We start from the raw sequence: 26,696 nt of genomic DNA, 5'->3' as shown, positions 1-26,696 counted from the left end.
GTTTTAGAAATAAAAAAGAGGCAAGCCGATAAGCTCACCTCTTTGTTTTATATTCGAGTTTTTATTCGAAATGTTTTTATTTGCTTGAAGCTTTATTTACTTAAACTCCTGCGCTAATCACGCATGTTTAGAATCAACACCGCGGCTAGGGCCAAGAACGCCGTCATCATTAAGAACACATCGTTGTAAGCCATGATGGCAGCGTCACGTTGCATTGTACCAAGTAAGCTTGCTTGCGCTTGTTGCATCGCAGTTGCCGCATCACTTCCTGACTGAATAAAAAACGCTTGTTGTTGCTGAAGCGTCTGCCAACCAAGTTGACTCACGGAAGGTAACGATTCCTTGATGTGTGCCAAGTGCTCACGCGTTTTGTTGTCGAGTAACGTAGCAATAATCGCGATGCTGAAAGCGCCCCCTAAGTTTCGCATTACGTTGGTTAACGTTGATGCATCTGGCGTGTCCATTTTGCTGATGTTTTTCATGGCAACCAAAGACAGCGGAACCATGATGAACGGACTACCAATAGCACGCAGAACCATAGATAAAATCAGCTGTTGTCCGCCAAAATCGATTGTCATGTGTGTATTTACGTAACAACTTAATCCGAACATCGCGAAGCCAAAGGTAACCAAGTACTTAGGCTTAATGATCTGTGTTAGCTTAGGCACAATTGGGAATATCAGAAGCTGTGGGAAACCCATCCACATTAACACTTCACCAATTTCCATCGCATTATATTGCTGAATTTGAGTGAGATACATCGGCAGAACATAGATAGAACCAAGCAATGCCATCCCTAGAATCAAATAGGCGATACAGGACATCGCAAACTGCCCATCCCGCAATAGCCGCAGGTTAACCAATGGCTTCTTGTGTTGAAGCTCGTTTATCACGAAGTAAACCAAACTCACCGCAGAGACGATACTCAAGCCAACAATAAAGCTCGAACTGAACCACTCTTCACGGTTACCTTCTTCTAGTACTACTTCCAAACAACCTAGCCCTAATGCCATGGTGGCGATACCAAACCAGTCTGCTTTTTTGAGCGTGCCAAGGTCGAGCTTTTCATCGTCCAAGCCATATCGGATCATGGTGATCACAAGCAAAGCTGGCGGAATATTGATGTAGAAAATATAGTGCCACGAGAAGTTCTCCGTCAGCCAGCCACCAAAAGTAGGGCCAATCGATGGAGCAAAGGTCGCGGTTACACCAAACAGTGCCATACCCACAGCGCGCTTGTTGACCGGCAACAACTGAATCACTAGCGAGAAAGCAAGCGGGATTAAAGCACCACCACTGAAGCCTTGCATCGCGCGGAATACAATCATCGAGGTCATGTTCCAAGAAAACGAACACAACAAAGATGAAATGGTGAAGATGGCCGTCGTCCACGTGATATAACGGCGTTTACCGAGCGCTTTAGAAAGCCAACCACTGAGTGGGATAGCGATCATCTCTGCCACTAGGTAAGACGTAGAGATCCACGAGCTTTCATCCAAGGTGGCTGATAGCGCACCTTGAATATCTTTGAGAGACGAGTTGGTGATCTGAATATCCAAGATCGCCATGAACGCGCCGATTAAGCCGCCAAATAGGGCGATCCAATGACGTCTTGAAACCTCGTCACCATCATTAGTTTGGGTGACAACACCAGCGTTACTCATGGTCTAGCCTCGTTTATCGATGGTCGCTACCACAGACAAACCAGGAAGCAGTCGACCTTTCAACTCTTGCTGATCTGGAATCGTAATTTTCACTGGTACACGTTGAACGATTTTAGTGAAGTTACCGGTCGCGTTTTCTGGTGGTAAGAGCGCAAACTTAGCGCCAGTCGCAGGGGAGAAGCTGTCTACCACACCTTCAAGCGGCAGCCCCGGGAACGCATCCAGCTCTACCTCAACCGTCTGACCTTTGTGAATACCACTTAGCTGTGTCTCTTTGAAGTTGGCTTCAATCCACACTTGGTTGTTTGGTACCAAGCTCATCAGTGGTGCGCCTGCTTGAATCAGCAAGCCTTCACGTACGCTGCGTTTACCAATCACGCCATCTGCTGGCGCGTAAACTTTGGTGTAATCAAGGTTAAGTTGTGCTTGATCTCTTTGGGCTTGAGCTTCGGTCACGGATGCATTTGCTTGCTCAATCTCACTAGCGATAACGGTTAATTGATCATTGGTTGCAACGAGGTTTGCTTTTGCTTCTTCTAAATCTGCTTGAGTCACTTTTTGCTGTGCGACCATGCTGTCGACTTCATCTTGAGACGCGTAGTTACGCTTTAGTAAGCTACGAGAACGTACCACTTGTTGAATCGCGCGTTCGTATTCAGCTTGTGCAGAATCAACGCGGCTCTCTGCTTGATTAATCTTGCTACGTTGTAACGTTTGTTGTGCCACTAGATTTTTGACGTCTGATTGCACGACGCTTAAATGGGCGTTTGCTTGAGCAAGTGCTGACTGGTAATCACGGTCATCGATTTGAACCAGCAAATCACCTTCTTTAACCGATTGGTTATCACTCACGTAAGACTTAACAATATAGCCAGACACCTTAGGGCTAATATTCGTGATGTCGCCTTGTAGGTAGGCATTGTCGGTAGATTCAAAGTACTGGCCATAACCGTACCAGTACCCAGCACCGGCTAAACCCAATGACAGCATGATCGCAGTAGCAATAAGCGGAGCTTTTTTACGTTTTTTTGTGCTTACTGATTGCGAAGCGTTGTTGTTCCCTGTCATTTTTTATTTCTCATTTTGTTTTTATTTAGATGTAACGAATTGTAAATGAATTCGATTGATTGATAAGATAGGAAAAAAGGGAAACACTGTTGCAAAAATCTAACTAATAGAGCTTTGGGAGAAGTACGATGGACTTAAATGCTGTGACTGTTTTTACACAAGTTGTTGATTGTGGGAGTTTCACGCATGCAGCAGAAGCGTTGAACATGACCAAGTCGACCGTCAGCCGAAAGCTAGATGAGCTAGAACAGCACTTAGGTGTGAGGTTGATCACTCGTTCGACACGAAGTTTAGTCTTAACGCCAGAGGGTGAGCGCTTTTATCAGTCGAGCATGCAGATGCAAGAGATAATGAACCAAGCTGAGCTAGAGGTTTCTGCCAATCAGGATTTGATCCGAGGGCAGCTAAATGTTGTGTTGCCTGTCGAATTGGGGCATCAAGTATTAGCCAAATACATCCACAGCTTCCTAAAAGAGCACCCAAGCGTGACTTTGAACTTAGAACTGTCGAATCGAGAAGTCGACATCATTGCGGAAGGGATCGATCTTTACGCACAAATTGGTGAGCTAGTGGACTCGAGTTTGGTTTCTCGCTACCTCACAACATCAAAGCGTGTATTGGCAGCCAGTCCTGAGTATTTAGAACAGTTCGATGAAATCTCTTCGCCCAATGATCTTAAACCGCCATTCAGAATGATTGAGGTGGTGAACAAGGCGGCGCGTTTACCCAAGTGGCATTTACAATTAGAAGGCGGAGAGTCGATTTTGATCGATCTGCCGTGTCAGTTGCGGGTGAATACCATCACGGCATGTCTAACAGCGTGTGTGGATGGGCTCGGCTTGGCAGTGCTTCCTGAATTCATTTGTCGGGAACACTTCAAGACAGGTAAGCTGATTCGTTTGTTACCTGAATATGAGATGCCGGAAGTTTCAGTAAGCCTAGTGTATGCAGACAGGCAGTTGATGCCGAAACGTAAGAAGGTCTTTATCGACTATCTACTGACTGCCTTTCAAAATAGGAAGCACAAGTAACGGGGTAAACCTTAGCGGTTAAGTGCTTAGGCTTCCTATTATTCGTTATTGTCTAAACCGTATCGAAGCTAACTATGATTGGGCAGCCAGTCGATAACTTGTCCACTCGCTAATATAGCTTTGACCGATAGGGCAGCAATATCGATACCGTTGTGACGAAATGCCTTGCTGGAGAAGTTGGCAATGATCTTACTCCCGTCACTAAACTCAGTTTGTTGGACATCGCCGTTTTTATCTAACCATTCGAAATTGACTAACTGTTTATCCCATAACTGTTCGTGCATTGGTTCAAAGCCGTCTTGATAGTGTTTGAGTGCTTTGATTCTCGGGCTTGAACTTGATAAAGCTTCATCTCTGGTCAAGTGAACCATCGGGGGGGTGTTGTACAGCATGGCGGTTAAGTCTCGATTTGCTCGTACATTAGTGAACTTGAGGCTGTCTGAATGCCAATGGTGTGTATTGATTACTTCATCATGGAAAACGGCTTGGTAAAGTGGAATTCGATATTGAGGCGAAAACAGTAGCGACTTGTAGGGTTCTTTAACCTTAGCCGGCTTAAAGAAGAAGTCGGGCTTGTGGTCTGGGTACCAACGACCTAAGTAATAGGGAGATTGGCGGTTCTCTTTCATGTCTTTGTCTGTCCAACCAAAACCAACCGTTTCTAAGCCGTGTGCAAACGCGATGCCTTTTGTTGTTAGGCTGTTGCCGTCTTCAGATCCTAATAGTAACGATGGTTGCTCGCTAAGCCACTGCATTCGATTGTTGAAGGCAGAAAGCATGTCCGACTCGTTTGTATTGCCATTGCCATTGCTATGACTCTTGATATGACTGTCTATAGAGCCGCTGTAATCTTCGCGTGCCATGGCGGTTGCATCAACATCTAAGAACAAGCTGTTGAAGTTGCCGAATCTCATAATGTCTTGAGCACGCTGTTTTACGTATTCTAAATGGCAGTTCGGATTGAGATAGAATCCGTTACCTCGAAACCCTTTTTTTAGGTTGCCATCTGCCAGTTCAATGGCACAACTCTGACGCATCGGCTCTGGCAATTGAGCGGTTAGCCAGTTGTCATTGAGCTTCGCGGGAATGGCTGTGTTGTAGGAATCGTAAGTACCGACCAGATATCCGGACTGTTTTGCCATAGCCACGGCGTTAGGTTGATAGAATGCTGGCGTCCAATTGTCGAATCCAAGCCACAGTTTGTTTAAACCTGCCTTATTTAGATTAGCGACCATGTCTGAAGACAACGCTTGTCCCCAAGTGTCTGACGAGTTTAGGTAGGGGGAGGCGTGTTCAACCAACCAATTTTTCTTATTCTGCGCTGCCACGTGTTGAGCTTTGATCGTGTTGTTTTCGAGTGTCGGATTACCAACAGGATATAACACCTGCAACGATTGGCTAATAGAGTCCAATAATAGTTGTTTGTGGTACTGACTGAACCAATCTTTGCCCTTGGAAAGTGATGACAGCTCTCTTTTCGCTTCCCCAGAAACGCCGAGTTTAGAGCCCTCTAGATACCATGTTTTCAATCCCCACCAGTCGCTCACATCTTGGATGCTCAATGGGTCTTTGCCAAACAGGTAAATGTGGCTTGCGCCGATCAGTTTACTCACATCCGGATTACGCTTTTGTTTAGCAACCAGTGTTTCAGAAAGGCCATTTTCGATGCGCCAATCGCGGTAGTGTTTCGCTCCATCTAACCACGAGTCTCCAAGGGTGATACGAACAATAAAAGGCTGTGATTGATTGAGCATCGTAAATTGGTGTGATGCCTTCATGTCAATCTTGGTGTTTGCATTTGAGGAGTAATCAGAGGGCGCCTCTGAAAAGAGCAGTTGATTGTTGGTTGCATTAACCATCTGATAGCTAATGAAATGCTTGTTTTGTTGCACTGTCCAAAAAGGCATCCTTAAGTCTTGAGTAGTGTTGCTTCCAGAATGGTTGCCGACGAGATAACTTGCCCAAAGCTTGTTGTCAGTATGCACGCGCATGCCTTCACTAAAAGGAAGAAATAGCGTCTGAGTTTGTTGTTCGGCAAGATCAAACCACGTCAACTCGATGGGTTCCTTTCGTTTCACCTGTATATTTGAAGGTAAGCTGAACTGAAAAGTGAGCTGGTCTTGATTAAGCTCTGCCTCAACGTTTATCCCACTGGGTACTAAGGTCCAAGTGGAGATTTTTACTGAGTCAGCTTTATCGGAAAAGCCAATAACCAGATTGGTCGCTTTCTGTGGTTTGCTATCAACGGTGAGAGCAGCGCTGTTAACGCTTAAGCCGTTCCAATCTATCTCTAGAGTATTCGATGATATAGATACGGTATTGCTGCTAGTGGCGTTAGCGTTGTCGCGAATACTGCTGCCGCTAACGTTGCTATTACTGGTGAGCGTTATTTGGCTCGCTTGTGCATTGGATGAAAACAGACAAGCTGTTGTTAACGCCACAATGGCACAATTAGAAAGATTGAGTGGGTGACGTACGCTGAGCATATTTAGATTCCGTAAAGGGTAAGTACAGTTATTACACCTAAGTAGCGCTAGTACTTTGTCACCTATATGTCTCTATTTTCTGTTTGGCTTTAGTGGTGTTCCATTAGAAAGGCACGGCGACGCGTTGCACATATTGGACTTCAATAGCGCCTTGGTATTCAAACATTTCAACCGAAGCACTTAAGTGCTTGGCTTTGGTTCCTAGTGGACTTTCTGTGGGAATGGGTGCTTGCGCTGTTTTGATTGGCACTTTGTAACCTAACAGGTTGTAGTTTTCATCAAACCATTGCCAACTCACATTAGCGTCAGGGCAGTTGTCGATCACCTTTGGAGGCGAGAGCACGATATGTGGTTCGCTGAGTTTACTCTCAAGCGTCAGCCATCGATTGCTGTCATTTAAAGCGACAATAATAGGGTAGTGATTTGAACCTATCTTTAGTTGATAAACACCAGATTCGGGTTTGATGAACATTTCATTGGTTTCAATCTCCTGATACTCATTGTTGAAAGTGAGTTGCCCATCAAGAAGGACTTTGCCTTTAGGCGATACCAAAGAAAGAGTTTGGGTTTCTAAGCCTTTGTTGAGTTGCTCGGCAGAGACTTTGATTTGATAACCGTGCGACGACAGGCCATAGCGTCGAATGAAGCTGACTTGGATGTGGTGTTTCGGCTCAGCACTTTGTCTTAGTGAGGTTCCACATTGAGTCTGGCTTAATATCTCTTGTTTGACTGGCAGCCAAAGCTCAATATCGAGTGTTTGTTGATCGAGTGCGATTTGCAGCTCTTGCCACGCAACTTGCGGTTGTTCATCAAGCAGAGATTGATAGGTGTGCTGCAATGGCGTGTCAGTAAACCATGCTGCATGACTTGCGAGCGACCAGGTGCAGAGCAGTGCGGTTAACGAAGTGACTTTCATTATGACTCCCCAGCCAAGCGGTAACCAACGCCACGATGTGTTTCTATATTCAATGTTGGCAGCTTCTGGCGTAAGCGCAGTATGTGATTATCAATAGTTCGGGTACTAGGAAAGGCCTGATAACCCCAAATCTTATTGAGTAACTCATCTCGGTGAAACACGCGATTTTGGTTCTGAACAAACAGTACCAATAGCTGAAACTCCTTAGGTTTCAACGTGATTGGGCTTTCATCCAGATAAGCGATCCGTTCCGACAAGTTGATTTGGATATTTGCGTAATTTAAGAGGCTCACACCTAACGGACGAAGCTGGGTAATGACTCGAGCGAGTAATTCATCGTTCGAAAATGGCTTAGTCACGTAATCTTTGGCACCCGCCATTAAACCTTCAACACGTTGTTGAACTTCTACTTTAGCGGTTAACACAATCACAGGCAGCGCTTTGAGGAGCAACCAGTTTGGAAGGTGTTGCAAGCTGTCACCATCTTCAAGCTGTCGATCCAATATCACAAGATCGGCTCGAAACCATTGCTTACTGGCACTCTCTGAATCCTTCGCCCAAAAGCATTGGTAACCACTGGATTCAAAGAAGCTGACGAGGCCTTGTCCAAGCAGTTGGTCGTCTTCAATCAGCAGTAGGGTGTTCATAAGCAATTTCCAGAATACATCGGGTTGGGCTACGAAGAATAATAAGGCGGCCATTCGCTTGCTTCATCAAGTGCTCGACAATAGTCAGGCCAATGCCCATGTTATCCAGTTTGTGCGCTTCACTTGGCGTGACACGAGACATGAGTTGTTGTATCGGCGAAGGGAAGTGCCCATCGTCTTGTACCTCAATAGTCAGCTTGTCTCCGAGTTCGACCTTTACCAAAACCTCGCCTTTACCGTGTTGTTTGGCATTCTTGATTAGATTATCCAAGCAGATGGTTAGCCAGTAATAAGGAAGGTTCAGTTCAACTTCACGCGCTTCACATTGATAAGAAATATTGTGCTTTTCACATACATGATCGAGCCACTCTTCTAATGATGCATTTTGCATCAACAAAGGCTCAGACTGATCTGAACTTAGGTACACTTTGCTGTTTTCGGTGAGCTGAGAGAGCCTTTGATAGTCAGATATCAAACGCCAAACCGCACTTTGAGTTTCATCCGAAAAGTCATCGTAGCGATTTCTAAACATTTCGACGGTTAAGCCTAGGCTAGTAATGGGAGTGCGCAGTTCATGAGTAAGAAGCTGTAAAACGAACTGCCTCTCTTTTCGTTGTTTTGTTCTTAGGTATAAGACTCTAGCGAGGCCGGAAAGCAACGTTAACAGCAATGAAAATATCAAGGTTTTCATGATCAGATTGTCATTGCTAGGCTCACTTAAGCACACGTTGCTGTAACGAAAAGTACAGGTTTCACCTGTCAAAGATACCTCTTGTTGCTCTGCGATAGGTTGCCACACATCTAAGGGAATCGCTTTCCAGCCTTGTTCGCCACTTAACCAAAGCACATCATCTTGTTGCCAAGCGCGGTATCCATTGAGCAATGCCTCTCTGCCTTGAGCGGTTAGCGATTCTAACTTGGTATATAAAGGATGCTGTGGGTTGGTAATACTCAAAAACGGGCGTATTTGCTCGCTTACGTCTGGGTAAGCTGCCAAATAACGATCAGCAAAGCTGCCACCGGCAGGGTGTCGTTTGGAGTGTGCTGCAAACCAAATGGAATCCAATGTTTGTTGCTGACACAAAGCGAGCTCAAACTCGATCGCGTCATGTAATGAAGGGTTATTGCTTTCAATCGCTTGGCAGTGATCTTGTATTGACGCTAACGCTGCGATGTCGTTCCAACTGAATTGGTTGAAATCAGGATAGCGGTTACGTTCATGAAGCAGAACTTTTGGATATTGAGCCAACTCTTGTTGAGATACTAAGATTGGAGATGATTGCCAGCTCAGTTGATACAGGGTTTGCCACTTATCTTGCAAACTTTGGGCATTGGCTAGAGTTGGGAGCCAAAAGATCAAGCAAAGAGCTAATGTAAACCTGCGCATCCAATCATTCTCGTTAAAAGTCGTGGGGCGAGTCTAAAGAGTTTTGGACGCGATTTGTAACCTGAATGTCAACAAGTGTTCTTTTAACAACAAATTGTCGTGTGGGTCATGCTTTTAAATAATAAAGTACAAATACAGTAAGTATCATTTATTTGAAATAAACTAGATAATTGTGTACTTACTGTCATTATTGGGCGGATTGAGGGGACTATACTGGGCTCATACCTAATAAGAGGAACCATTATGAAACTCATCATCAAATCAGTATTGGCAATCAGTATTTTGGCTGCAGGCTCTGCTCAGGCGTTCGAATTAACCAGCAACGATATTCAAGAAGGTCACCCAATGGCGAAGACTTTTGAATACTCAAGTTGGGGGTGTGACGGCGACAATCTATCACCACAATTGATGTGGAAAGATGCACCAGCAGGCACTAAAAGCTTTGCAATCACAGCTTATGATCCAGATGCACCGACTGAAAGTGGCTTCTGGCATTGGGTTGCGTTTGATATCCCTGCAAATGTGAACGAGCTACCTCGCGGTGTCGACATCTCTAAAGTCGGTGGCAAAGAAGGTCGCATTGATTACGGAACAGTTGGCTACGGTGGCGTTTGTCCTCCAGAAAAAGATGGCATGCACCGTTACCAGTTCACGGTTTGGGCATTGCCAACGGACAAACTTAACCTCGACGAAAACACGCCGTCGGCTGTGGTTGGATTCACGTTGAACAGTATGGCTTTAGATAAAGCAAAACTGACCGCAACTTATACACGTTGATAATAAGTAAATAAGGGGGTGAGATGAATCATCAATATCAAGTGACGATCTTTCGTGCAGAACAGTTACAAAAGCTGCGTAATGTGAGGATTCTATCCCCTAGTATCATTCAGATCATTACAGGCAGTAAGCGCCTGTTTTGGAAAGATTCAGCGGCAGAGCTCTCACATTCTGAGCTGCTGTTGTGTGAGGCATCAGCTTCACTAAGTTTTGAGAACATGCCCCACAAAGGGCGTTTCTTGTCGCGAGTATTCAGCTTCGAATTCCAACCTTCTCAGGCGATGCTTGATTTAAGTGAGGAACGCTCGAATGCTCTGGGGTTGCCTACAGTAAAAGCGGATCGAAACTTACAAGACTCACTCAATGCTCTGTTCTCGTTTGATACACCGAGCATGAGCAAAGAGACTCAACAGTATTGGTTGCAGGGCTTGTACCAGCAATTGGCCGAAAAAGGGGTGTTGCATCGACTGTTTGCCAGTGCCAACGTCTCGTTTAGCCAAAAGCTTAGCCATTATCTTTCACATTCACCAGATGAGAAGCATCCATTAGAGTCGGTGGCGGAGCGTTTTGCGATGAGCCGAGCCACGCTGATCCGAAAGCTCAAACTGGAAGGTATGCAATATCGTGAGGTATTAGCTGAAGTTCGCTTGAGTCACGCGCTTTATCTGATGCAAAACGGACAGCAGAATGTGGCGATGTTGGCTCAGTCTTGCGGTTACCAATCGGAAGGGCGTTTTAGTCAGCGCTTTAAAGGCAAATTTGGTTTGTCGCCAAGTGAATACATCAAGACCGTCGTCAGCCATAGAGTCGCGAGCAAATAAAGTCGCGACGCCATAATCATTCTGTTTGGCCTAAACGCTCACTTTCTTATCTCGTGCTGCCAATGCCGCGAAAATCGTGCACGCAAAGGCAACAGATGCGATCAGCAGAATCGGCACACTCCAAGAATCTGTCTGAGCATGAAGTTTACCCACCAGCGTTGGACCAGTGGCTGCCAACGCATAACCGATTCCCTGAGCCATACCCGACAATGATGCGGCTTGGCTGCTATTCGATGTACGCAAGCCAACAAAAGAGAGCGCGATAATAAACGTCGAGCAGTTGGCTAATCCAAACAGTCCCACCCAAAAAATCGCAAACTCAGGCAAATACAGAAGACCAATCAATCCAACAAATACACTCGATGCACACAGAGTGATGAGCCATTGTTGATTGTCACTTTTGGCTAAGAATGGCAGTAACAGCAGCCCCGGAACCATCGTCGAAAATTGCAGGAAGCCGTAGATGTAACCCGCATCGATTTCGCTGTAGCCAAGGTCGTTCAAGATCTGTGGCAACCAGCCAGCCAAAGAGTAAAAGGTAAATGAGTTAAGCCCTAGCGCTAAGGTTACTTGCCACGCGACACCACTCTTAATCATCTTTTTCATCGGCAGAGGTTTGTCTTGTTGCTTGTTATTGCTGGCCGAAGATGAGCGTTTTCTGATTTTAGGCAACCAGATCATCAAAGCTAATATTGGAAATACCAAGTTCATTAACAGCGCTAATTGCCAACCTGTCATAGTGAACAAGGTGAGTTCTGAAAATGGGACCATCAAACTTGAGCCTAACGTCGAGCCGATACCCATCGTAAAGATGTACAAAGAAGTCACAGTAGCGATGCGTGTCGGGAAGCTAATTTTCACTACTACAGGTAACAACACATTACCAATCGCGATACCAAGCCCAATCATCACCGTGCCGATATACAAGGTTGGAATTAAACCAGCAGAGCGCAATGTAATCCCTGTCGTGATCAGAACTAAGCCTAATAACAGGCTAGGCTCTAGACCAATTCGTTGAGATATCTTGGTGACTACTGGTGAGAATAAGGCGAAGGTAAGAAGTGGCAAAGCCGTTAAGAAGCCAGCAGCCGACGACGTAAGGTTGAGGCCTTCCATAACCTGAGAAAGCACAGGAGCCAAGCTCGTAAAAGGCCCACGAAGGTTAAGTGCTAGGAATAGAATCCCTAACATGACGAAAATGCTATTACGAAGAGAGGCGCTCATAGGTTGTTCTACTGTTTGCTTATGAGAAGACAGGCTAGCCTACAGATCATTGAATGTATAAACAATTACCGCTGCTAAAAAGAGCTGGTTGAGCCAAGAATTCACATATTCCACATAAGCCGCAAGATCCGAAGATACGCACCTACATCAGATCTCTTTGCTCAAAAGCCCATTCAATAAACATTTTAACTTTTGGTGATTGGTGCTCTGAAGGCGTCGCAAAATAGTACTGCTGTTTGCACGTCACGGGTGGTTCGTTAAATGGCGCGATAAGCGTATTGTCTTCAAGATATTTCGATACAACGCTATATCGTCCAATCGCAATGCCGGCATTGTTTATGGCTGCCAGTATCGCGAGATCTGAACGGTCAAATTCCATATTTGAATTGGACTGTACAGTACCGAGTTGGTTCGCTTGTGCCCACACTTCCCACTCATTGCGGTTTGAGTCGTAGTTCCATGCTTGGTTGTCGTGCAGTAACGTTGCTCGATTGAGGTTTTTTGGTTGTTGATTAAGCCCATGTAACTCAGCGTATTGAGCTGTACAAACCGGAGTCATGCTCTCGTGCATGAAAGCTTGGCAGAAAAGCTTATCGGGGAACAGATCATCGAAGTAGATGGCAATATCGATACCGTGTCCTTGAAAACTGATATTTTCATTGCCAGTGAGCAGTTTCAATGTGATTGATGGGTAACGTTGTTTGAAGTTCGCTATCCGAGGTACTAGCCAACTCTGTGCAAATGTCGGTCGTGAATAGATCGTGAGTGTGCCCGATATTTCTTCGTTCTTAACATCTAAAATCTCTTGGTTTAGATCATTCAAGGTGCGGCTCAATGCAGCATAGATGCGTCTGCCTTCGCTTGTCAGTGTGATTTTTCGGTGCGCACGTTCAAACAGCTGTATATCCATCTCTCTTTCGAGCTTGTTGATACGATGAGAAACCGCACTTGGTGTCATCGATAGCTCTTGGGCTGCAAGTGAAAAAGAACCATGTCGAGCGGCCACTTCAAACGTGTGCAGTTTTGACAGCTGGTGGCTGTTTAAGCGTTGATTTTTAGAGTACAGGTTGTCTTCGCTATACATTTCGTTAAAGGCACCTTGATTCAAGCAAGAGGATTTCGATACACATCGTCAATGTCATATCATAGCTCTATCTATGACTCATAGTTAATCATAAGTTGCTTTGGTTGCGTTAATTTCCGAAATTCTAATTAATAGATGAATTCAGTTCATGTAAATGTGATTTTTCGTCGTTTGAACAAACACCAAAATCCCGTTTTAATAGGTTTACCAATGATTGAACCTGCGCAGTACGCGCTTAGCCAGAAAAGGTCACCCATGACTGTATTGAATTTCGACAAGCTCATCTCAGACTTCCCACTGCTTGCACAATTAGTCGCACTCGATGAAGTGACTTGGTTTAACCCAAACATAACGACTTTGGAGCAAGGTTTACCCTATGTGGGATTAGGCGAACAAGATATTCACGATGCGAGCATGAGGCTGCAAAGGTTTGCTCCTTATCTAGCCAAGGCGTTTCCTGAAACTCAAGCGACCAATGGCATCATCGAGTCAGAGCTTGTTGACATTCCATCTATGAAAGCAGTATTGGAAGCGCATTATCAGCAGCCTATAAAAGGGCGTTTGATGATGAAGAAAGACAGCCATTTACCGATTTCAGGTTCAATCAAAGCTCGGGGTGGTATTTATGAAGTACTAACGCATGCCGAGAAGCTTGCCATTGAGGCCGGGTTACTGTGTGAGAGTGATGACTACAGTAAGTTGCTCGAACCTGAGTTTCGTGACTTCTTCCAACAATACAGCATTGCGGTTGGCTCCACAGGCAATCTAGGCATGTCGATCGGTATCATGAGTGCCAAATTGGGCTTTACTGTCTCTGTTCATATGTCGGCAGATGCGAGAGCTTGGAAGAAAAGCAAACTTCGTGAGCATGGCGTCAACGTTGTTGAATATGAACAAGATTATGGCGTTGCGGTGGAACAAGGACGTAAAGAAGCAGAGCAAGATCCTCGATGCTTTTTCATTGATGATGAAAACTCGCAAACCCTGTTCCTTGGTTATTCGGTGGCAGGGCAAAGGCTCAAACAGCAATTTGAGCAACAACACATTTCAGTAGATAAAGAACACCCATTATTTGTTTACTTGCCATGTGGAGTAGGTGGTGGCCCCGGTGGTGTCGCATTTGGCTTGAAGATGGCCTTTGGTGATGATGTTCACTGCATTTTTGCTGAACCGACTCATTCACCTTGCATGTTGCTTGGTGTTCATACTGGATTGCATGATGAGATTGCGGTGCAAGATCTTGGTATCGACAACCTCACCGCCGCAGACGGTTTGGCGGTGGGTCGGGCTTCAGGTTTCGTGGGTCGCGCGATGGAGCGTTTGCTTGATGGTTATTACACATTAACCGATGAACGTATGTACCAATTGTTAGGTGAACTGAATCAAGCAGAGGGCATTCAACTTGAGCCTTCAGCATTAGCGGGTATGCCAGGTGCGGTTCATGTTGAGCAAAATAGTGAATACCTTGCTCGTTTACAGATTAATGAGTCGACGCTAGCGAATGCAACACACCTTGTATGGGCGACAGGCGGAGGCATGGTGCCACCACAAGAAATGGCAGCTTACTTAGCGAAGTCATCGGTTTAACCCTAAAGCTTTTATCGTTTAATTGTTTGTAAATATCAGTTGTTGTAAATATAAGCTGTTCAAAAGATAAGTCATGACAGAAGAGTGTTGTTTATAGCTTAAACACACTCTTTCTCATCTTTAAATCCCACCGTAATTCAAACAATAACTTGCGCAGATCGTTATCCAAAACACACATTTTATAAATTAAGCTTCTTAGATGTTCTAACTATCAGTTAGGTTGAGTGGCATTCAACTTGATAGGGATTGAGCAATGCAAACGGATAAAGATATTCAGACAATACACATAAACACACCAGAAAAATTACTCCAGCGTTTAGATGCGATTGGGGAGTCTTTGGAAGCATCGGATAAGGCTCATGCTTTGCTGGGTTTGGGCTCAGTAGGCATTGAAACGGAACGACTTGATCAGTATTCAGATGTCGATTTTTTCGCAATAGTGCAAACAGGGCACAAGCAGTATTTCTTAGACAGTTTGCATTGGCTATCTGATATTCACTCAATCGACTACGCAGTGAGAAATACCGTCGATGGCTATAAAGTCTTATACACTGACGGAATCTTTTGTGAGTTTGCAGTGTTTGAACCCCACGAGTTAGCGCAAATCCCATTTGCTGAAGGGCGCATTGTTTGGCAGCAACCTGAATTTGATACGCAGTGTTGTGTTCCACCAGCAAAAGGCGAGGCACACGCAAACTCCCAAGAGTGGATCATTGGTGAGGCACTCACCAATCTTTATGTGGGTATGTCTCGTTATAACCGAGGCGAAAAGCTGTCGGGCAGTCGGTTCGTTCAATCTTACGCACTCGATCGTTTGATCGATCTTGTGGATCAAACTGAACAATCTGAGCCTGAATTCGTTGATGAATTTATGTCGGATAGAAGGCTAGAAGCACGCTTTCCTAATTTTGCCCAATTGCTACCAACCTTTACCCAAGGCTACGAGCGCACCGCTGAGTCGGCACTTGCCCAACTAACTTTCCTTAACTCCCACTTCACAGTCAACCAAGCTATGTGTGACCGAATCACTGAACTGTGTTCCAGTAAAGATTAAGCTTATAACCTGTTAATCTTAAAACCTATTTTCTTGGTGCGCGTAAATAACAGTTGTCGCTCGTCTGTATTGTTGATAGGTTTTAACCATGAAATTTAATTCTGCTTCAACTTCAATTTTCTTTTGGTGGTGCTCTTAACAGAGCAGCACGGAATACTCACATTCTTTAGCTGCTGGACGGTAGCTAAGAATGTCATCAAAAATGTCTCCTCTTTTTATCTCCAGTAGCCTTTCTAACTTGGAGATACACCATGAATACCAACTCAAACAGCCATACCAACAAGCCTGAGATTATTCTGACTGGCGATAGAGCAACTGGGCCTTTGCATTTGGGTCATTATGTCGGTTCACTTAAACAAAGAGTCTCTTTACAGCATATTCACGACCAAACGATATTGGTTGCCGACATGCAAGGGCTTACCGACAACGCCCATAATCCTTCGAAGGTTTCTTCCAACATTCTCAATGTAGTCGCTGACTATCTTGCGGTGGGTATCGACCCGACCAAGACCACGATTTGTCTGCAATCACAGTTGCCGGTGTTAGCTGAGCTCACCATGTTCTACAGTAATCTTGTTTCTATCGCTCGCTTAGAACGGAATCCAACAGTCAAAAGCGAAATTCAGAACAAAGAGTTTGGACGTTCAATTCCAGCAGGCTTCCTCACTTACCCCATCTCACAGGCGGCAGACATCACCGCTTTCAACGCGACTTTAGTGCCTGTCGGTGATGATCAACTGCCGATGTTAGAACAAACCAATGAGATTGTAAGAAAGGTTAATTCGCTCGCTGGCAAACCAATCTTGAATGAATGCAGACCACTTCTCAGCAATGCATCTCGCCTCCCTAGTACCGATGGTAAAAGTAAGATGTCTAAATCGATGGGTAACGCCATTAATCTGGGTGCGACAGAGAAAGAGATCAGAGCTGCAGTCAAATCCATGTATACCGATCCAAATCATCTACGAATTGAAGACCCAGGCAAGGTAGAAGGCAATATCGTGTTCACTTACCTTGATGCTTTTCACACAGACACTAACTATGTCAGTCAACTAAAAGAGCATTACCAAAGAGGTGGGCTAGGCGATGGACAAACTAAGAAAGTGTTGGAAGAGTGCCTGCAAGAGATGCTTCGTCCTATTCGTGAAAGGAGAGCTGATCTGTTGGATGACAAAGCGCAACTCATCGAAATTTTACGCAATGGCACCCAAGTCTCTAGGGAAAGAACGCAAAAGGTGTTGTTCGATGTAAAAGACGTCTTTGGTCTGAATATTATCTAGCACTGGCTGTATCAATGACGAGCCAAACTGCGGGAGAGTGGAAGGGCGATCTGGATGCAAATACTTCAGAAGGAAGCTTTATTATCAACGGGCCAGTATTGTCTGAATTTATTGGTAAATTAAAGCCGACTGAATCAACCAATCAATTTCAATTTGTAGATGGCGAGAATGTTTGGGTGTTCAAGGTAGGTGATGATAGTTTAGTTTCCTACACGCTCAGTAAACGCGAAGGCAAAGTTCAGTAATTCCAGCCTACATGTCTGTTATGAGTTATGTGGGTTGTCGAATGACATTGTTCACCTAACTAAGCCTCGTCACCGCCAATAAGCCCTTATCACTATTAGTTACAGGAAGGTAATGATGGAAATCAATCAGTTGGATCATTTGGTATTAACCGTGAGTGATTTGCACGTTACGGTCGACTTTTACCAACGGGTGCTTGGAATGAAGCCCATCGAATTTGGCGAGGGCAGATTGGCGTTGTCATTTGGGACACAGAAGATCAATTTACACCTCAGTGGTAGCGAGTTTGAGCCAAAGGCAAGGCGTGTTCAGGTCGGAAGTGCAGACCTCTGCTTTGTTACCAATACACCAATTACGGAGGTTGTCGAACATATCCAAGCGCAAGGCGTCGTGATAGAAGAAGGGCCAGTACCACGAATCGGTGCAATAGGAAAAATTGTCTCTGTTTATATTCGAGATCCTGATGGCAACCTGATTGAGCTCTCGAATTATTAGGCTTAAGCTCTAAACCCGTACGCTTTTGTTTACTCTTCAAGAGCGTGACTTTTCGTGTTTACTCCGCTTATCACTGGATGTCGTCAGCCAAATAAAATACAATCGAACAATGTTTTATTAATTCGTGCTTTATCATTATGATGAGAAAATTACTCATATTCATCGTTAGCCTGTTCTTCTTAACAGCTTGTTCTTCAACGAGTAATCATCAGCTCGACGATGAGACATTGAGCAACGAAGATGCTATGTCAAAAAGCGTAGAGGGAGAGAGTCATCTCGAGACTTCAAAGGATACAAATGCTGAGACCAGCGTTGATTCTTCCCATGATTCTATCGTTAATCATCAACCACTCACTAACCTTGATTCAAATAAAGACACGATAATTGATGCTAATGCAAAGCCAGAATCAGTGGAACCTTCTCAAGTAACAGCGACAGAAACAACTGAAAGCGATGCTAAGAGTAGCGGTGAAAAAGGCATGGGAAGCTATTTTATTCGTCATAACCAACCGACTAAGACCGTGATTAAATCACTAGAGGGCGTGTCAGATGCATTGAACGTCATGACGTTTGGGATATTTGCCACCGGTAACGGTTAAATCGTTAACCAAGAACGCCAAACTAATAGATAGAATGAAACGTGAAGGCGAGCCAGATGGTTCGCCTTTTTGATCTTCTAAATCTGGCCATCGTTCTTCTTAAGGTTCGTGTTCACTTATCTGAGCGTAGAGTCAGGCGACGGTTAACAAAAATAGGAAATTATTAGTTCTGGAAGGGACTCGCCGAATTTACCCTGTTTGACTTGTTATATGCATCAAGGGTTCTAATACTCATCCCAAAATAAGCAATGAAATCTAATCTTACAAAGACAAGCCTTATATTCACTTACAAGCATAGTAAGATGTTTGCTGTTAAGTCGGCTTAGGTTTAGTTATCAATATTCTAGGGAAGAAAAATGAAGAATAAGAGTGTGTTTTTAAGTGTCGCGATGGTGATTTTATCTGCTCATGCAAATGCATCAGACGCGAACCATGAGTCTGTATCAGATGGTGTTATCGCAGAACAAAGAGCGAAGCTTTCTGAAAATACCCAAGGACAAGGTTTTGGACCGCAAGCTCCACGAGATTTGGGTTCATTAGAAGGTACAAATACCAGACTGTTTTCGGATGCCCCTGATTCAACAGCGATGAACTTATGTAATATTCACTTCCATAAAAATGCTGAGCATAAAGGCGGCGAGTTTACTCAATACGCTGGCAATGGTGATGGTAAGGGATTCCAGAGTGGCTTTAAATACACAGGCAAGTTGAGTTCTGCTGAACTGAAACCATTTGAGGGTAAGGTTTGTCCAAGCGATCATGGTTCTTTGCATTCGGGTGACACCATTGAAGTTCACTATGTTTATTCAACGGCGCAAGTTGAACCGGGTGAAACATTGGGTGCTTGTTTTAACGACGCGATCACCAACCCGCAACTGCGTGTAGAAACCCAAGTTTACGTATTAGTGAATGACGACAAAGCACTCGACTTTGAAGCGCTCGCTAAACATTCAAAAGTGAACGGTTTACACCAAGCACCAAACATCCCACAAGATACGGGCTCAGCGATTCAATACGCAGGCTCTACAACGGGCCCTGGTTACAATGAACAAGGTTCACCTTTCCAAGTAACATGGAGCGTTCGTCCACAAGTAGCGAAAGTAAACATCGCGACAGTTGGGAACTGGTGTGAAGGCAATGACTTTAACGAAGACCACGCCCACGGTGTGAGAAACTTGGTGGTTAACCCTGAGCTGTTATCACCTATTCGTAACGACTAAACGGTTCTGACGAATAAAATGATCAAGGTGAGCCAATAGGTTCGCCTTTTGTTTGGCTCAGTATTTTATGGGTGACATGCCCTTTATGTTTCACGCCTAGCTATATCCTTTCTTTTTCTCTCTTCTTATCTGACTTGCTTCTTGAGTTCCAACTCGTCTTCGCTATAAGCATGCTCTCTAGTCTCATGCGCTCATACTTATTTATTTTTGGATGAGTTTCGTCCGTCATATCGAATTGTTGGTATTTAAAAATCGTCCATATAATGAGCCCATCTTAAAGAAACAAACCAACTTACTTAGATAAATAGAGGTCATTATGAACACTTCAACACTTACTACTAAAGCACAATTCGAAAACGGAACAATGTTTGAAACTGGCGAGGAAATGCTTTACGTCCTTCAGCTTAACGGCAGCTGGTATGAAATGGGCAAGCAGTACGGAAACTTGTCAAAAGAGCACATGCAAGCTATGTACGACGTTATTGTTCAGCCTGAATTTGATAAAGGGCTAATCAGCCAAAAAGAAGCATATGAATTGTTTGGCACTCGCGTTTTCGCAGCACTTTCATTGCGTCGTAAGCAATACTTCCAAGGTGTAGCAGATGGTCTAGGCTGGCCACTGGAAAAGGTCATCGTGCTAGACCAAAGCGGCCCAATGGCGATTTACCTTGGAAAGCTTCACTCATTCTCTGGTTGTTCTTCATTAGCGACTTGGGGCGAAAGCACTGTCGATGGTCATTCGGTTGTTGGCCGTAATATGGACTGGAGTGATCTGTTCCTAGACTTCCCAATCTATACAACGGTTTATAACCCAACAGATGGTTCAAACGCATTAGTGAATGTGAGCTGGCCGGGTTGGCAGTGGATGGTTACTGGCTTTAACGACAAGGGTGTGTATACCGATCTGCATGACGGTACATCAATGGGCGGTAATATTGTATCGGTCGAGAAGCCATCTTTCTTAAACTCAGTAGTCGATTACATGGCGGAATCTGATTCGATCGAAGCTCTTAGCTCACGCTTCCAAGCGTCACGTACTGATATTGCTTCAATCTGGATGTTAGCGGATAAAAGCGGTCAGGCTTGTGCTTACGAGAACACAATCCAAGAAAACAGAAAACGCGTCAGCGATAAAGACGCTAGCTCGTTTGCGACGGTTAATACGTTCTTAAACCCAGATTGGGGTTTGGGTATCCGTGAAACTCAAAGCTTTTCACTAAAACGTTTTGATAACTTAAATGCACGCCATGATGACCTGTGCGGTCACATTGATGCTGAGGCAATGCGTAACATCTTTGACTTACCACTGTATAACGAAGATGGCAGCTTCAAAGAAAATGGTGGTGTGACTAAGCCAACCAATCAAGATGTGGATCTAACTAACTACCAAATCGTAGCTGACTTAAATGAGCTGCAAATGTGGGTGAAACTTCCTGCGCTTGGCAGCGACACCAACTGGGCTCATATTGATGTGAAGTCTTTGTTTAACAACAAGTAACGTTATCACTTAGTGAGTAGGGCTAATGTGTTTGTATAAGCACATAGCCTTCCTCTTTTTGTAGGCTCACCTCGTAAACCGGCCTCAACAAAACGTAATCAATCGCTTATCAAACTCCTCGTCGGACTTTAATAGACGAATCCGATCATTGCATGGAAGCTTAACCAGCAGGCGTAAACGCTGCCATTAAACCAAAGTGCAAAAATGATTAAATCTAAATTGTTTCATTCTGTCTCGCTAATCGGCGCTCTTTTTTCTTCCGTTTCTTATGGCTCATTTTTCGATGCTGTGGACGACCAATTCGATATGGGTCACCACATTGCAGAAAACGCCGTGGGCTTCTTACCCGTACCGGTTTTGATTACCGAACCTGCCGTTGGTTATGGCGGGGGGCTTGTCGGCGTATTCATGCATGAAACGGACGAGCAGAAACAGCAAAGAAAACAAGCGGCACTCAATGCTATCGATGGAGGCGCACAGCTTGTTCCTGGTGCGATAACAGTATTGGGCGCAGCGGGTACAGAAAACGGATCGTGGTTTGCCTTTGTCGGGCATCGACACACATGGTTGAACGATACCATTCGTTACACGGGTGGTGTTGGGGCTGGGCAAATGAATCTTAGTATCTATAAAGATTTGTCACTAGAGCTCCCAAATAACAAGTCTACGGACATCCAACCGTTAGAGTTTTCAACTGAGACTCGGGGTGTTGTTTTGCAGCAAGGAGTCCAATTTCGAGTGGCTGATACGCCTCTTATGTTGGGCGTTAAACAGTTCGTTTCTTATACCGAGATAACTTCTGACAGTCAGATCGTTGATAAGTTGATGGAGTACACCTTAGGTCAAACCATCGTGACTTCGGGTTTAGGATTGACTGCAGATTACGATACGCGCAATAACTTATTTTACCCAACCAGTGGCTATCAATTTTCAGCTGATTACATGGTTTACGATGAAAAGTTAGGCAGTGATCAAGCATACAGAAAGTTAGATTTAGAAGGGGAAGTCTATGTCCCATTGGCAACACAATGGACGCTGGCTTTTGCGGCCAATTATCAAAACTTTCAATCAGATGAATTGTTTCTTTCGCCAACCACTCAACCGTATATCCAATTGAGAGGCGTGTCTTCCTATCGATATCAAGGGGATGAGATTACCACTCTCCAATCTCAAGTTGTTTTCGACACTGATGATCGTTGGAATGTGTCTGGGTTTTATGGATACGGTCAGGCGAAAGAAGAAGCAGAACTTAGCCAAGACCAAACAGTAGGAGCTTATGGTGTCGGGTTTCGATATCAGATAGCTCGCCGATATGGGTTACGAATTGGTATGGACTTGGCTCGAAGCGACGACGAAAACGCTTTCTATATTAGCTTAGGGAGTGGTTTTTAAATATTCAAAATACCAGTCTAAGTCTAAGACTCTTTTTACTAACGGTTATCAACGGCTATTAACGGCAGAGTCCATTTTTAGTGACGGGTTTGATCCATCATACATGATTCAAGGGATGGGAAAATAGGCCGTAAAATGTAGCCATACCAAAGAAGCTTCATTCTGATATCGAAGGTTTGATGGTCGTTATGATTTGGTGAACAGGAGGGTTCACTCATTAAATTTAATCTGCCTTATCTATGGCTTTAGGTATTTGGTGGAAGTATTTGGCACTCAAATAATGAAAATATTTAATCTGTTCAGCTTTAGAACCCTCGTTTTGTTCGCAACCCCGTTATTTTGGTGGGCTTCGTTTTCAGCGCTATCAGCTGAGTCGAAAGCTGACCATCCTGGTAAAGAGATTTTCAAACGTTATTCGCTCAGTGAAGACATTCCTAAGTTGGCCATGAGTTCTCTCATGCAAGGAGAGCACTTGGTTGAATATGCGACTCGTAAAATTGTAGTTGGAGACAACGTTCGTGAATCAAAAGTCTTCTTAGTGAAGAACACCGATACCAAAGGCAACATTGATCTGCGAATTAAATACAATCCCGATGACCTTGATGAACAAGAGCAAGTTATCGATGAAATTGAAGCATTTGTCAGAACTGAATATCGACTGAGGCATTACGCTGAGAGCTATGACCCGTATTCAGTTAAAGCTAAGGATCATGGTAATGGTCGTGTCGATATCTTCTTTGAGTACTCAAAGTATGCATTACCCCAGGATATTTCGTACTTCCGTCATTTAAGCGTGAAAGTCGAACTCGTTAATGGGCAGCCACAGACGATGAGTATCTATAACGATCAGCCGTTTAAATTCAATGGATACCAAATCGAGAGTTACTTACAACAACTTGATTTTAAAAGACTCGAGTCAGGAAAGCTTATTATCGACAGTAAGCACATCGAAGTTGAAGGTAAGAAGCGCGATAAGCCAGTGCGTATGAACACGATGATTCGTCCAATTGCTATTTATGATGAGCAAAATGAGGTGACAGTCCTAGACCACAAAATGCTTGAGCAAGTGTCGGATCCGCGAATGAGAGAAGAGAGTGTTGTGCTAGACCGAGTGTTTCCTTTGATGGGCGATATGGTTCGCCGCCAAGGAATCGATTTGCCATTGCCTTTTGGTGTGTCTGTCGCGTACAGGAACCAGAACATGGACATCCCATTCACTGATTTCGTGATTCAAGGTGTGGGCTTGAATGATCTTTTCGACCCTTACGCTAGCATCGGAGCTGTTAATGCTGAAAGTTTAACGCTTAGAGCTGATCTCAATATATTACCGTTTTGGAATGTTTATGGTTTGGTTGGAAAAATCAACGTCGATGCTCAAGTTGATGCGGAATACACCGGTGAGGCGGGTGAGTTTCTCCGAGATAAATTAAACAACAAACTACCACACCTTGGGGATGCATTTTGTAGTGAGTTGTCGGCACTTTGCCAAACGGGTCGTGTGAAAATTCCGTTGAGTTTGGAGTATGACATCGTGGGCTTAGGGACAACTTTGTCCGTGGGATATAAAGAATTTTTTGCTTCTGTATCGGGCAGTTATACAAAAACGCGTTTAAAAGACACTGACAATTGGGGAGATGGCATTGTCACTGTTCAGCCTATGCTTGGCTATCAACTCGTTGATTATCGTACTCAACTATTTGTTGGTGCTGAGTACCAAGGCTTGGACTCGAGAATGGCAGGGCATGTGGTTGCGGGTGACTTGGAATTTGATTATGACATTGGTGTGAGCTTATCTCAGTGGGCGTATTTGGTGGGTGTGAATAAACAATTAGGTAAGAACTACAATTTGACCTTTCTTTATAACAAAGGTGAAACGCGAGATTCGATGACGGTCAATTTTGGCTATCGATTTTAAGCATGAGATGTGAGTGTTTGTGGAGAGGGTTTCATCCGTCATAGGAGATTAACTGGATGTGTTTTTGTGACATAAACTCCTTTCATTAACCCAACACTGATAACTGAATACCGAATAAACAACGAATCAATGGAAAGTATAACGCGCAGGGAGTTCGCATTGTGAAGCAATAAACATAACCAAATGCAGGCTCAACCATGACTTTTAAATTCCCAGCAGCTAAACGAAATCAGCGTTCTCATTTTAATAATAAAACGTTACTTACTCTCGGCATTACCTCACTTCTTATCGGGTGTGGTTCAGACAAAAGTTCAGACTCAGGAACCACGCCAGAGCAACCACAACTGATGCCGCTGCCGGCAAAAACAATCACCGCGAATGTTGGCAACGCGACGCTAAAGGCATTACAAGAATCTGTTTTGATTCAAGACACTCAAGGCGAAGATAGCTTGGTTGATATTGAAGCTTTTAAAGGTATTCAATTTGGCCATGCAAATCGTTTTACCCATAGTGAACTGACCTATTTAGAGAACTCGATTAATGCAACCGAGTTTGGTGATGCGTGCCCGCAGTTAAAGGCAACAGATCAATCGCAGTCTGAAGATTGTCTCAACTTGAACCTATGGCGCCCAGAGGGAACACAAAGCGGGGATGGTTTACCTGTCTATCTGTTTATACACGGTGGAGACTTTGAGTACGGCTCGGGGTCTGCCAAGCTTATTCATGGAGACACGATTGTGGCTCAAGGATCGGCAGAGACTAACCCGTTCATTTTCATTACATTCAATTATCGATTGGGTGTATTGGGGAGTCATTGGGTTAAGGGCGAAAACAACAGTGGCAACTACGGCATTGGTGACCAACAAACTGCGCTAGAGTGGGTAAACCAACATATAGAAGCATTTGGTGGAGACGCTCAGAATGTCACGCTGATGGGGCAAGGTTCAGGCGCGATGTCTGTATCGATATTGCAGCAGCAAGCAGAGAAAGAAGGGCAGGCTAATGACTACTTTCAACGTAGTATCATGCAAAGTAATCCGTATGGCTTTGAATACCGAAGCTACGATGTTGCGAAGAGCCAAGACGACGAGTTAGATCTTGTTGACGCATCTTTGGAAGAAGTGTTGCTCACTCAAGAGTCGTTATTGTCACCGACAACGCGTATCAAAGATTGGCTACTTAAAAGTATTCTGCCATTAGTAAATGAATATTCACCAATATCATTAGGCAAGGCAGACCATACACCCATGGGGACTTTAATGCCTTTCTCACCTTATTTGGCGTGTGAAAAGACATCTCTACTCGGGGCGTGCAGTCAAAATGCAGCACAACCGTATCAGTCCGATTTTATCGTTCCAACGGTAATCGGCGTTAACGCAAAAGACTCGAACGCGATGAGTATGTTGCCAACTCTGACGTTTCTTATTCCTAAAATACTCGATTTGGTGTTGGAACAATCACCAGAGCTGCAAAGTGATAACGCCACCTCTCAAGACTGGATTAATGCGATTCAAAACTGGGTGCAAAGTGATGGGGCATCAACAGATATTGATTCGCTATTTGCATCGGCAGATGGCGAAGTCACCGTACAAGTTGAACTGGAAGATCTGCTTGCCGTATTGCCTAAATCAGCTTACGAAGCGGTGAGTCAATTGTATTTTGGACTTGAAAATCGAAACAGTACAAGCGAGCTACTGTCGCTTACCGACTTTTATCCAAATGACGAAAGTGAGCTTGATAATGCAATGCGAAATATGGGGCAGTTCAAAATGATGATGAACGACATGCTCTTTAGTGGTCCATCACGTATTAAAGCAAAGCAGTCTCAACAACCCGTCACGTTTTACCAGTTTGACTACAAACCGAGCTTCAATGTTTGGGCTTACAATACCAAGGGCGAAGAGCGAAGCGTCGATATTTCAGATGCATTAAAAACCGTCTCTTGTATTAGTGGAGCTTGTAATGGTTCAGAGCTGCCATTTGTGTTCAACAAGTCATTTAAATTGGATGGTGAAGAAGTATCGCCGTCGAAGAAAGACAAAGCACTGATGAACAAGTTGTCACGAATTTGGTTCAGTGATGCGCTGTTTAGTGATTACCAATATAGTGAAGCGACCGACAGTGTTATGTCGATAGATAATGAAGGCAGTATCCACCTAGAATTAGACTGGGATAATTACTTCCAGCAAGGTGTCGACCCGGTATTGCGAAATGGACGATTAAATGGCCTAGAAGACCTTAATCTCATCGCCAGTTATCTTTAACTAACTAACAAATAAAAAGTGATCCATTAGGATCACTTTTTTTG

Annotated in this window: 21 protein-coding genes and 1 pseudogene; 14 read left to right on the top strand and 8 right to left on the bottom strand. The window is 44.3% G+C overall.

Features of this window, described 5'->3' with window-relative positions; all coding sequences use genetic code 11:
* Positions 1 to 113: 113 nt before the first annotated feature.
* Both MSG36_RS06805 and MSG36_RS06800 read right to left on the bottom strand, forming a co-directional pair.
* On the bottom strand, positions 114 to 1,664 hold the full coding sequence (locus tag MSG36_RS06805; protein ID WP_048615305.1) for a DHA2 family efflux MFS transporter permease subunit: 1,551 nt from the start codon (positions 1,662 to 1,664) through the stop codon (positions 114 to 116).
* A 3-nt stretch (positions 1,665 to 1,667) separates the two neighbouring features.
* Positions 1,668 to 2,732, bottom strand: coding sequence for an HlyD family secretion protein (locus tag MSG36_RS06800; RefSeq protein ID WP_248366836.1), 1,065 nt, complete (start codon positions 2,730 to 2,732; stop codon positions 1,668 to 1,670).
* A gap of 128 nt (positions 2,733 to 2,860) precedes the next feature.
* On the opposite strand from MSG36_RS06800, the gene MSG36_RS06795 reads away from it, so the two are divergent.
* Positions 2,861 to 3,763: a LysR family transcriptional regulator gene (locus MSG36_RS06795; RefSeq protein WP_248366834.1), complete on the top strand. Its 903-nt coding sequence runs from the start codon at positions 2,861 to 2,863 to the stop codon at positions 3,761 to 3,763.
* 68 nt (positions 3,764 to 3,831) lie between these two features.
* Here the strand turns inward: MSG36_RS06795 and MSG36_RS06790 are convergent, their stop codons facing one another.
* From MSG36_RS06790 to MSG36_RS06775, 4 genes are all read right to left on the bottom strand, one after another.
* Positions 3,832 to 6,249 carry a glycoside hydrolase gene (locus MSG36_RS06790; protein WP_248366832.1) on the bottom strand — a complete coding sequence of 806 codons (2,418 nt, stop codon included), beginning with the start codon at positions 6,247 to 6,249 and terminating at the stop codon, positions 3,832 to 3,834.
* Positions 6,250 to 6,352: 103 nt separating this feature from the next.
* Complete coding sequence (locus MSG36_RS06785; RefSeq protein WP_248366830.1) at positions 6,353 to 7,165, bottom strand: DUF2861 family protein; 813 nt, start codon at positions 7,163 to 7,165, stop codon at positions 6,353 to 6,355.
* A complete protein-coding gene (locus MSG36_RS06780; RefSeq protein ID WP_248366827.1) occupies positions 7,165 to 7,812 on the bottom strand; it encodes a response regulator transcription factor in 648 nt (215 codons plus the stop codon). Before MSG36_RS06780 ends, MSG36_RS06785 begins: the two co-directional genes overlap by 1 nt.
* The gene (locus MSG36_RS06775) at positions 7,790 to 9,199 is read right to left on the bottom strand and encodes a DUF3404 domain-containing protein (protein ID WP_248366824.1); all 1,410 of its coding nucleotides are present in this window, start codon (positions 9,197 to 9,199) and stop codon (positions 7,790 to 7,792) included. The genes MSG36_RS06780 and MSG36_RS06775 overlap by 23 nt, the downstream gene beginning before the upstream one ends.
* 243 nt (positions 9,200 to 9,442) lie before the next feature.
* Between MSG36_RS06775 and MSG36_RS06770 the strand changes: the two genes are divergently transcribed.
* Entirely contained in the window at positions 9,443 to 9,976 is a 534-nt protein-coding gene (locus MSG36_RS06770) for a YbhB/YbcL family Raf kinase inhibitor-like protein (protein WP_050620834.1), read from the top strand.
* Between the two features lie 23 nt (positions 9,977 to 9,999).
* Positions 10,000 to 10,797, top strand: coding sequence for a helix-turn-helix transcriptional regulator (locus tag MSG36_RS06765; RefSeq protein ID WP_248366821.1), 798 nt, complete (start codon positions 10,000 to 10,002; stop codon positions 10,795 to 10,797).
* A gap of 30 nt (positions 10,798 to 10,827) precedes the next feature.
* Here MSG36_RS06765 and MSG36_RS06760 read toward each other — a convergent pair whose 3' ends face one another.
* Together MSG36_RS06760 and dsdC are read right to left on the bottom strand one after the other, a co-directional pair.
* Positions 10,828 to 12,021 (bottom strand): CynX/NimT family MFS transporter, encoded by a 1,194-nt coding sequence (locus tag MSG36_RS06760; protein WP_248366818.1) that lies wholly within the window; start codon positions 12,019 to 12,021, stop codon positions 10,828 to 10,830.
* A gap of 142 nt (positions 12,022 to 12,163) precedes the next feature.
* Positions 12,164 to 13,105 carry a DNA-binding transcriptional regulator DsdC gene (gene dsdC, locus MSG36_RS06755; protein WP_248366815.1) on the bottom strand — a complete coding sequence of 314 codons (942 nt, stop codon included), beginning with the start codon at positions 13,103 to 13,105 and terminating at the stop codon, positions 12,164 to 12,166.
* Positions 13,106 to 13,360: 255 nt separating this feature from the next.
* Between dsdC and MSG36_RS06750 the strand changes: the two genes are divergently transcribed.
* From MSG36_RS06750 to MSG36_RS06700, 11 genes and pseudogenes are all read left to right on the top strand, one after another.
* Positions 13,361 to 14,692, top strand: a complete 1,332-nt coding sequence (locus MSG36_RS06750; protein WP_248367343.1) for a D-serine ammonia-lyase — start codon at positions 13,361 to 13,363, stop codon at positions 14,690 to 14,692.
* A 253-nt stretch (positions 14,693 to 14,945) separates the two neighbouring features.
* Complete coding sequence (locus tag MSG36_RS06745; protein ID WP_248366812.1) at positions 14,946 to 15,746, top strand: hypothetical protein; 801 nt, start codon at positions 14,946 to 14,948, stop codon at positions 15,744 to 15,746.
* 251 nt (positions 15,747 to 15,997) lie between these two features.
* On the top strand, positions 15,998 to 17,026 hold the full coding sequence (trpS, locus tag MSG36_RS06740) for a tryptophan--tRNA ligase (protein WP_050650473.1): 1,029 nt from the start codon (positions 15,998 to 16,000) through the stop codon (positions 17,024 to 17,026).
* Positions 17,027 to 17,073: 47 nt separating this feature from the next.
* A pseudogene (locus MSG36_RS06735) lies at positions 17,074 to 17,271 on the top strand (hypothetical protein); the annotation flags it as partial.
* 115 nt (positions 17,272 to 17,386) lie between these two features.
* The gene (locus MSG36_RS06730; RefSeq protein WP_248366809.1) at positions 17,387 to 17,764 is read left to right on the top strand and encodes a VOC family protein; all 378 of its coding nucleotides are present in this window, start codon (positions 17,387 to 17,389) and stop codon (positions 17,762 to 17,764) included.
* A gap of 137 nt (positions 17,765 to 17,901) precedes the next feature.
* The gene (locus tag MSG36_RS06725; protein WP_248366806.1) at positions 17,902 to 18,363 is read left to right on the top strand and encodes a hypothetical protein; all 462 of its coding nucleotides are present in this window, start codon (positions 17,902 to 17,904) and stop codon (positions 18,361 to 18,363) included.
* Positions 18,364 to 18,719: 356 nt separating this feature from the next.
* The gene (locus MSG36_RS06720; RefSeq protein WP_248366804.1) at positions 18,720 to 19,583 is read left to right on the top strand and encodes a delta-class carbonic anhydrase; all 864 of its coding nucleotides are present in this window, start codon (positions 18,720 to 18,722) and stop codon (positions 19,581 to 19,583) included.
* 316 nt (positions 19,584 to 19,899) lie between these two features.
* On the top strand, positions 19,900 to 21,081 hold the full coding sequence (locus MSG36_RS06715) for a C45 family peptidase (protein ID WP_061040223.1): 1,182 nt from the start codon (positions 19,900 to 19,902) through the stop codon (positions 21,079 to 21,081).
* 204 nt (positions 21,082 to 21,285) lie between these two features.
* Positions 21,286 to 22,473, top strand: coding sequence for a BamA/TamA family outer membrane protein (locus MSG36_RS06710; RefSeq protein ID WP_248366801.1), 1,188 nt, complete (start codon positions 21,286 to 21,288; stop codon positions 22,471 to 22,473).
* 280 nt (positions 22,474 to 22,753) lie between these two features.
* The gene (locus tag MSG36_RS06705; protein WP_248366798.1) at positions 22,754 to 24,388 is read left to right on the top strand and encodes a hypothetical protein; all 1,635 of its coding nucleotides are present in this window, start codon (positions 22,754 to 22,756) and stop codon (positions 24,386 to 24,388) included.
* A gap of 197 nt (positions 24,389 to 24,585) precedes the next feature.
* Complete coding sequence (locus MSG36_RS06700; RefSeq protein WP_248366795.1) at positions 24,586 to 26,652, top strand: carboxylesterase family protein; 2,067 nt, start codon at positions 24,586 to 24,588, stop codon at positions 26,650 to 26,652.
* Positions 26,653 to 26,696: the final 44 nt, after the last annotated feature.

Source organism: Vibrio sp. 1CM8B (assembly GCF_023161685.1).
Taxonomy (GTDB): domain Bacteria; phylum Pseudomonadota; class Gammaproteobacteria; order Enterobacterales; family Vibrionaceae; genus Vibrio; species Vibrio coralliirubri.
This window is presented reverse-complemented; position numbering and strand designations above follow the sequence as displayed.

Excerpts from the sequence above, each read along its gene's own strand:
- MSG36_RS06770 (WP_050620834.1), top strand. The coding sequence starts at position 9,443 with ATGAAACTCATCATCAAATCAGTATTGGCAATCAGTATTTTGGCTGCA.
- MSG36_RS06750 (WP_248367343.1), top strand. The coding sequence starts at position 13,361 with ATGACTGTATTGAATTTCGACAAGCTCATCTCAGACTTCCCACTGCTT.
- MSG36_RS06785 (WP_248366830.1), bottom strand. The coding sequence starts at position 7,165 with ATGAAAGTCACTTCGTTAACCGCACTGCTCTGCACCTGGTCGCTCGCA.
- MSG36_RS06805 (WP_048615305.1), bottom strand. The coding sequence starts at position 1,664 with ATGAGTAACGCTGGTGTTGTCACCCAAACTAATGATGGTGACGAGGTT.
- dsdC (WP_248366815.1), bottom strand. The coding sequence starts at position 13,105 with ATGTATAGCGAAGACAACCTGTACTCTAAAAATCAACGCTTAAACAGC.
- MSG36_RS06720 (WP_248366804.1), top strand. The coding sequence starts at position 18,720 with ATGAAGAATAAGAGTGTGTTTTTAAGTGTCGCGATGGTGATTTTATCT.
- MSG36_RS06790 (WP_248366832.1), bottom strand. The coding sequence starts at position 6,249 with ATGCTCAGCGTACGTCACCCACTCAATCTTTCTAATTGTGCCATTGTG.
- MSG36_RS06745 (WP_248366812.1), top strand. The coding sequence starts at position 14,946 with ATGCAAACGGATAAAGATATTCAGACAATACACATAAACACACCAGAA.
- MSG36_RS06700 (WP_248366795.1), top strand. The coding sequence starts at position 24,586 with ATGACTTTTAAATTCCCAGCAGCTAAACGAAATCAGCGTTCTCATTTT.
- MSG36_RS06765 (WP_248366821.1), top strand. The coding sequence starts at position 10,000 with ATGAATCATCAATATCAAGTGACGATCTTTCGTGCAGAACAGTTACAA.
- MSG36_RS06705 (WP_248366798.1), top strand. The coding sequence starts at position 22,754 with ATGAAAATATTTAATCTGTTCAGCTTTAGAACCCTCGTTTTGTTCGCA.
- MSG36_RS06715 (WP_061040223.1), top strand. The coding sequence starts at position 19,900 with ATGAACACTTCAACACTTACTACTAAAGCACAATTCGAAAACGGAACA.
- MSG36_RS06730 (WP_248366809.1), top strand. The coding sequence starts at position 17,387 with ATGGAAATCAATCAGTTGGATCATTTGGTATTAACCGTGAGTGATTTG.
- MSG36_RS06710 (WP_248366801.1), top strand. The coding sequence starts at position 21,286 with ATGATTAAATCTAAATTGTTTCATTCTGTCTCGCTAATCGGCGCTCTT.
- MSG36_RS06725 (WP_248366806.1), top strand. The coding sequence starts at position 17,902 with ATGATGAGAAAATTACTCATATTCATCGTTAGCCTGTTCTTCTTAACA.
- MSG36_RS06760 (WP_248366818.1), bottom strand. The coding sequence starts at position 12,021 with ATGAGCGCCTCTCTTCGTAATAGCATTTTCGTCATGTTAGGGATTCTA.
- MSG36_RS06780 (WP_248366827.1), bottom strand. The coding sequence starts at position 7,812 with ATGAACACCCTACTGCTGATTGAAGACGACCAACTGCTTGGACAAGGC.
- trpS (WP_050650473.1), top strand. The coding sequence starts at position 15,998 with ATGAATACCAACTCAAACAGCCATACCAACAAGCCTGAGATTATTCTG.
- MSG36_RS06800 (WP_248366836.1), bottom strand. The coding sequence starts at position 2,732 with ATGACAGGGAACAACAACGCTTCGCAATCAGTAAGCACAAAAAAACGT.
- MSG36_RS06775 (WP_248366824.1), bottom strand. The coding sequence starts at position 9,199 with ATGCGCAGGTTTACATTAGCTCTTTGCTTGATCTTTTGGCTCCCAACT.
- MSG36_RS06795 (WP_248366834.1), top strand. The coding sequence starts at position 2,861 with ATGGACTTAAATGCTGTGACTGTTTTTACACAAGTTGTTGATTGTGGG.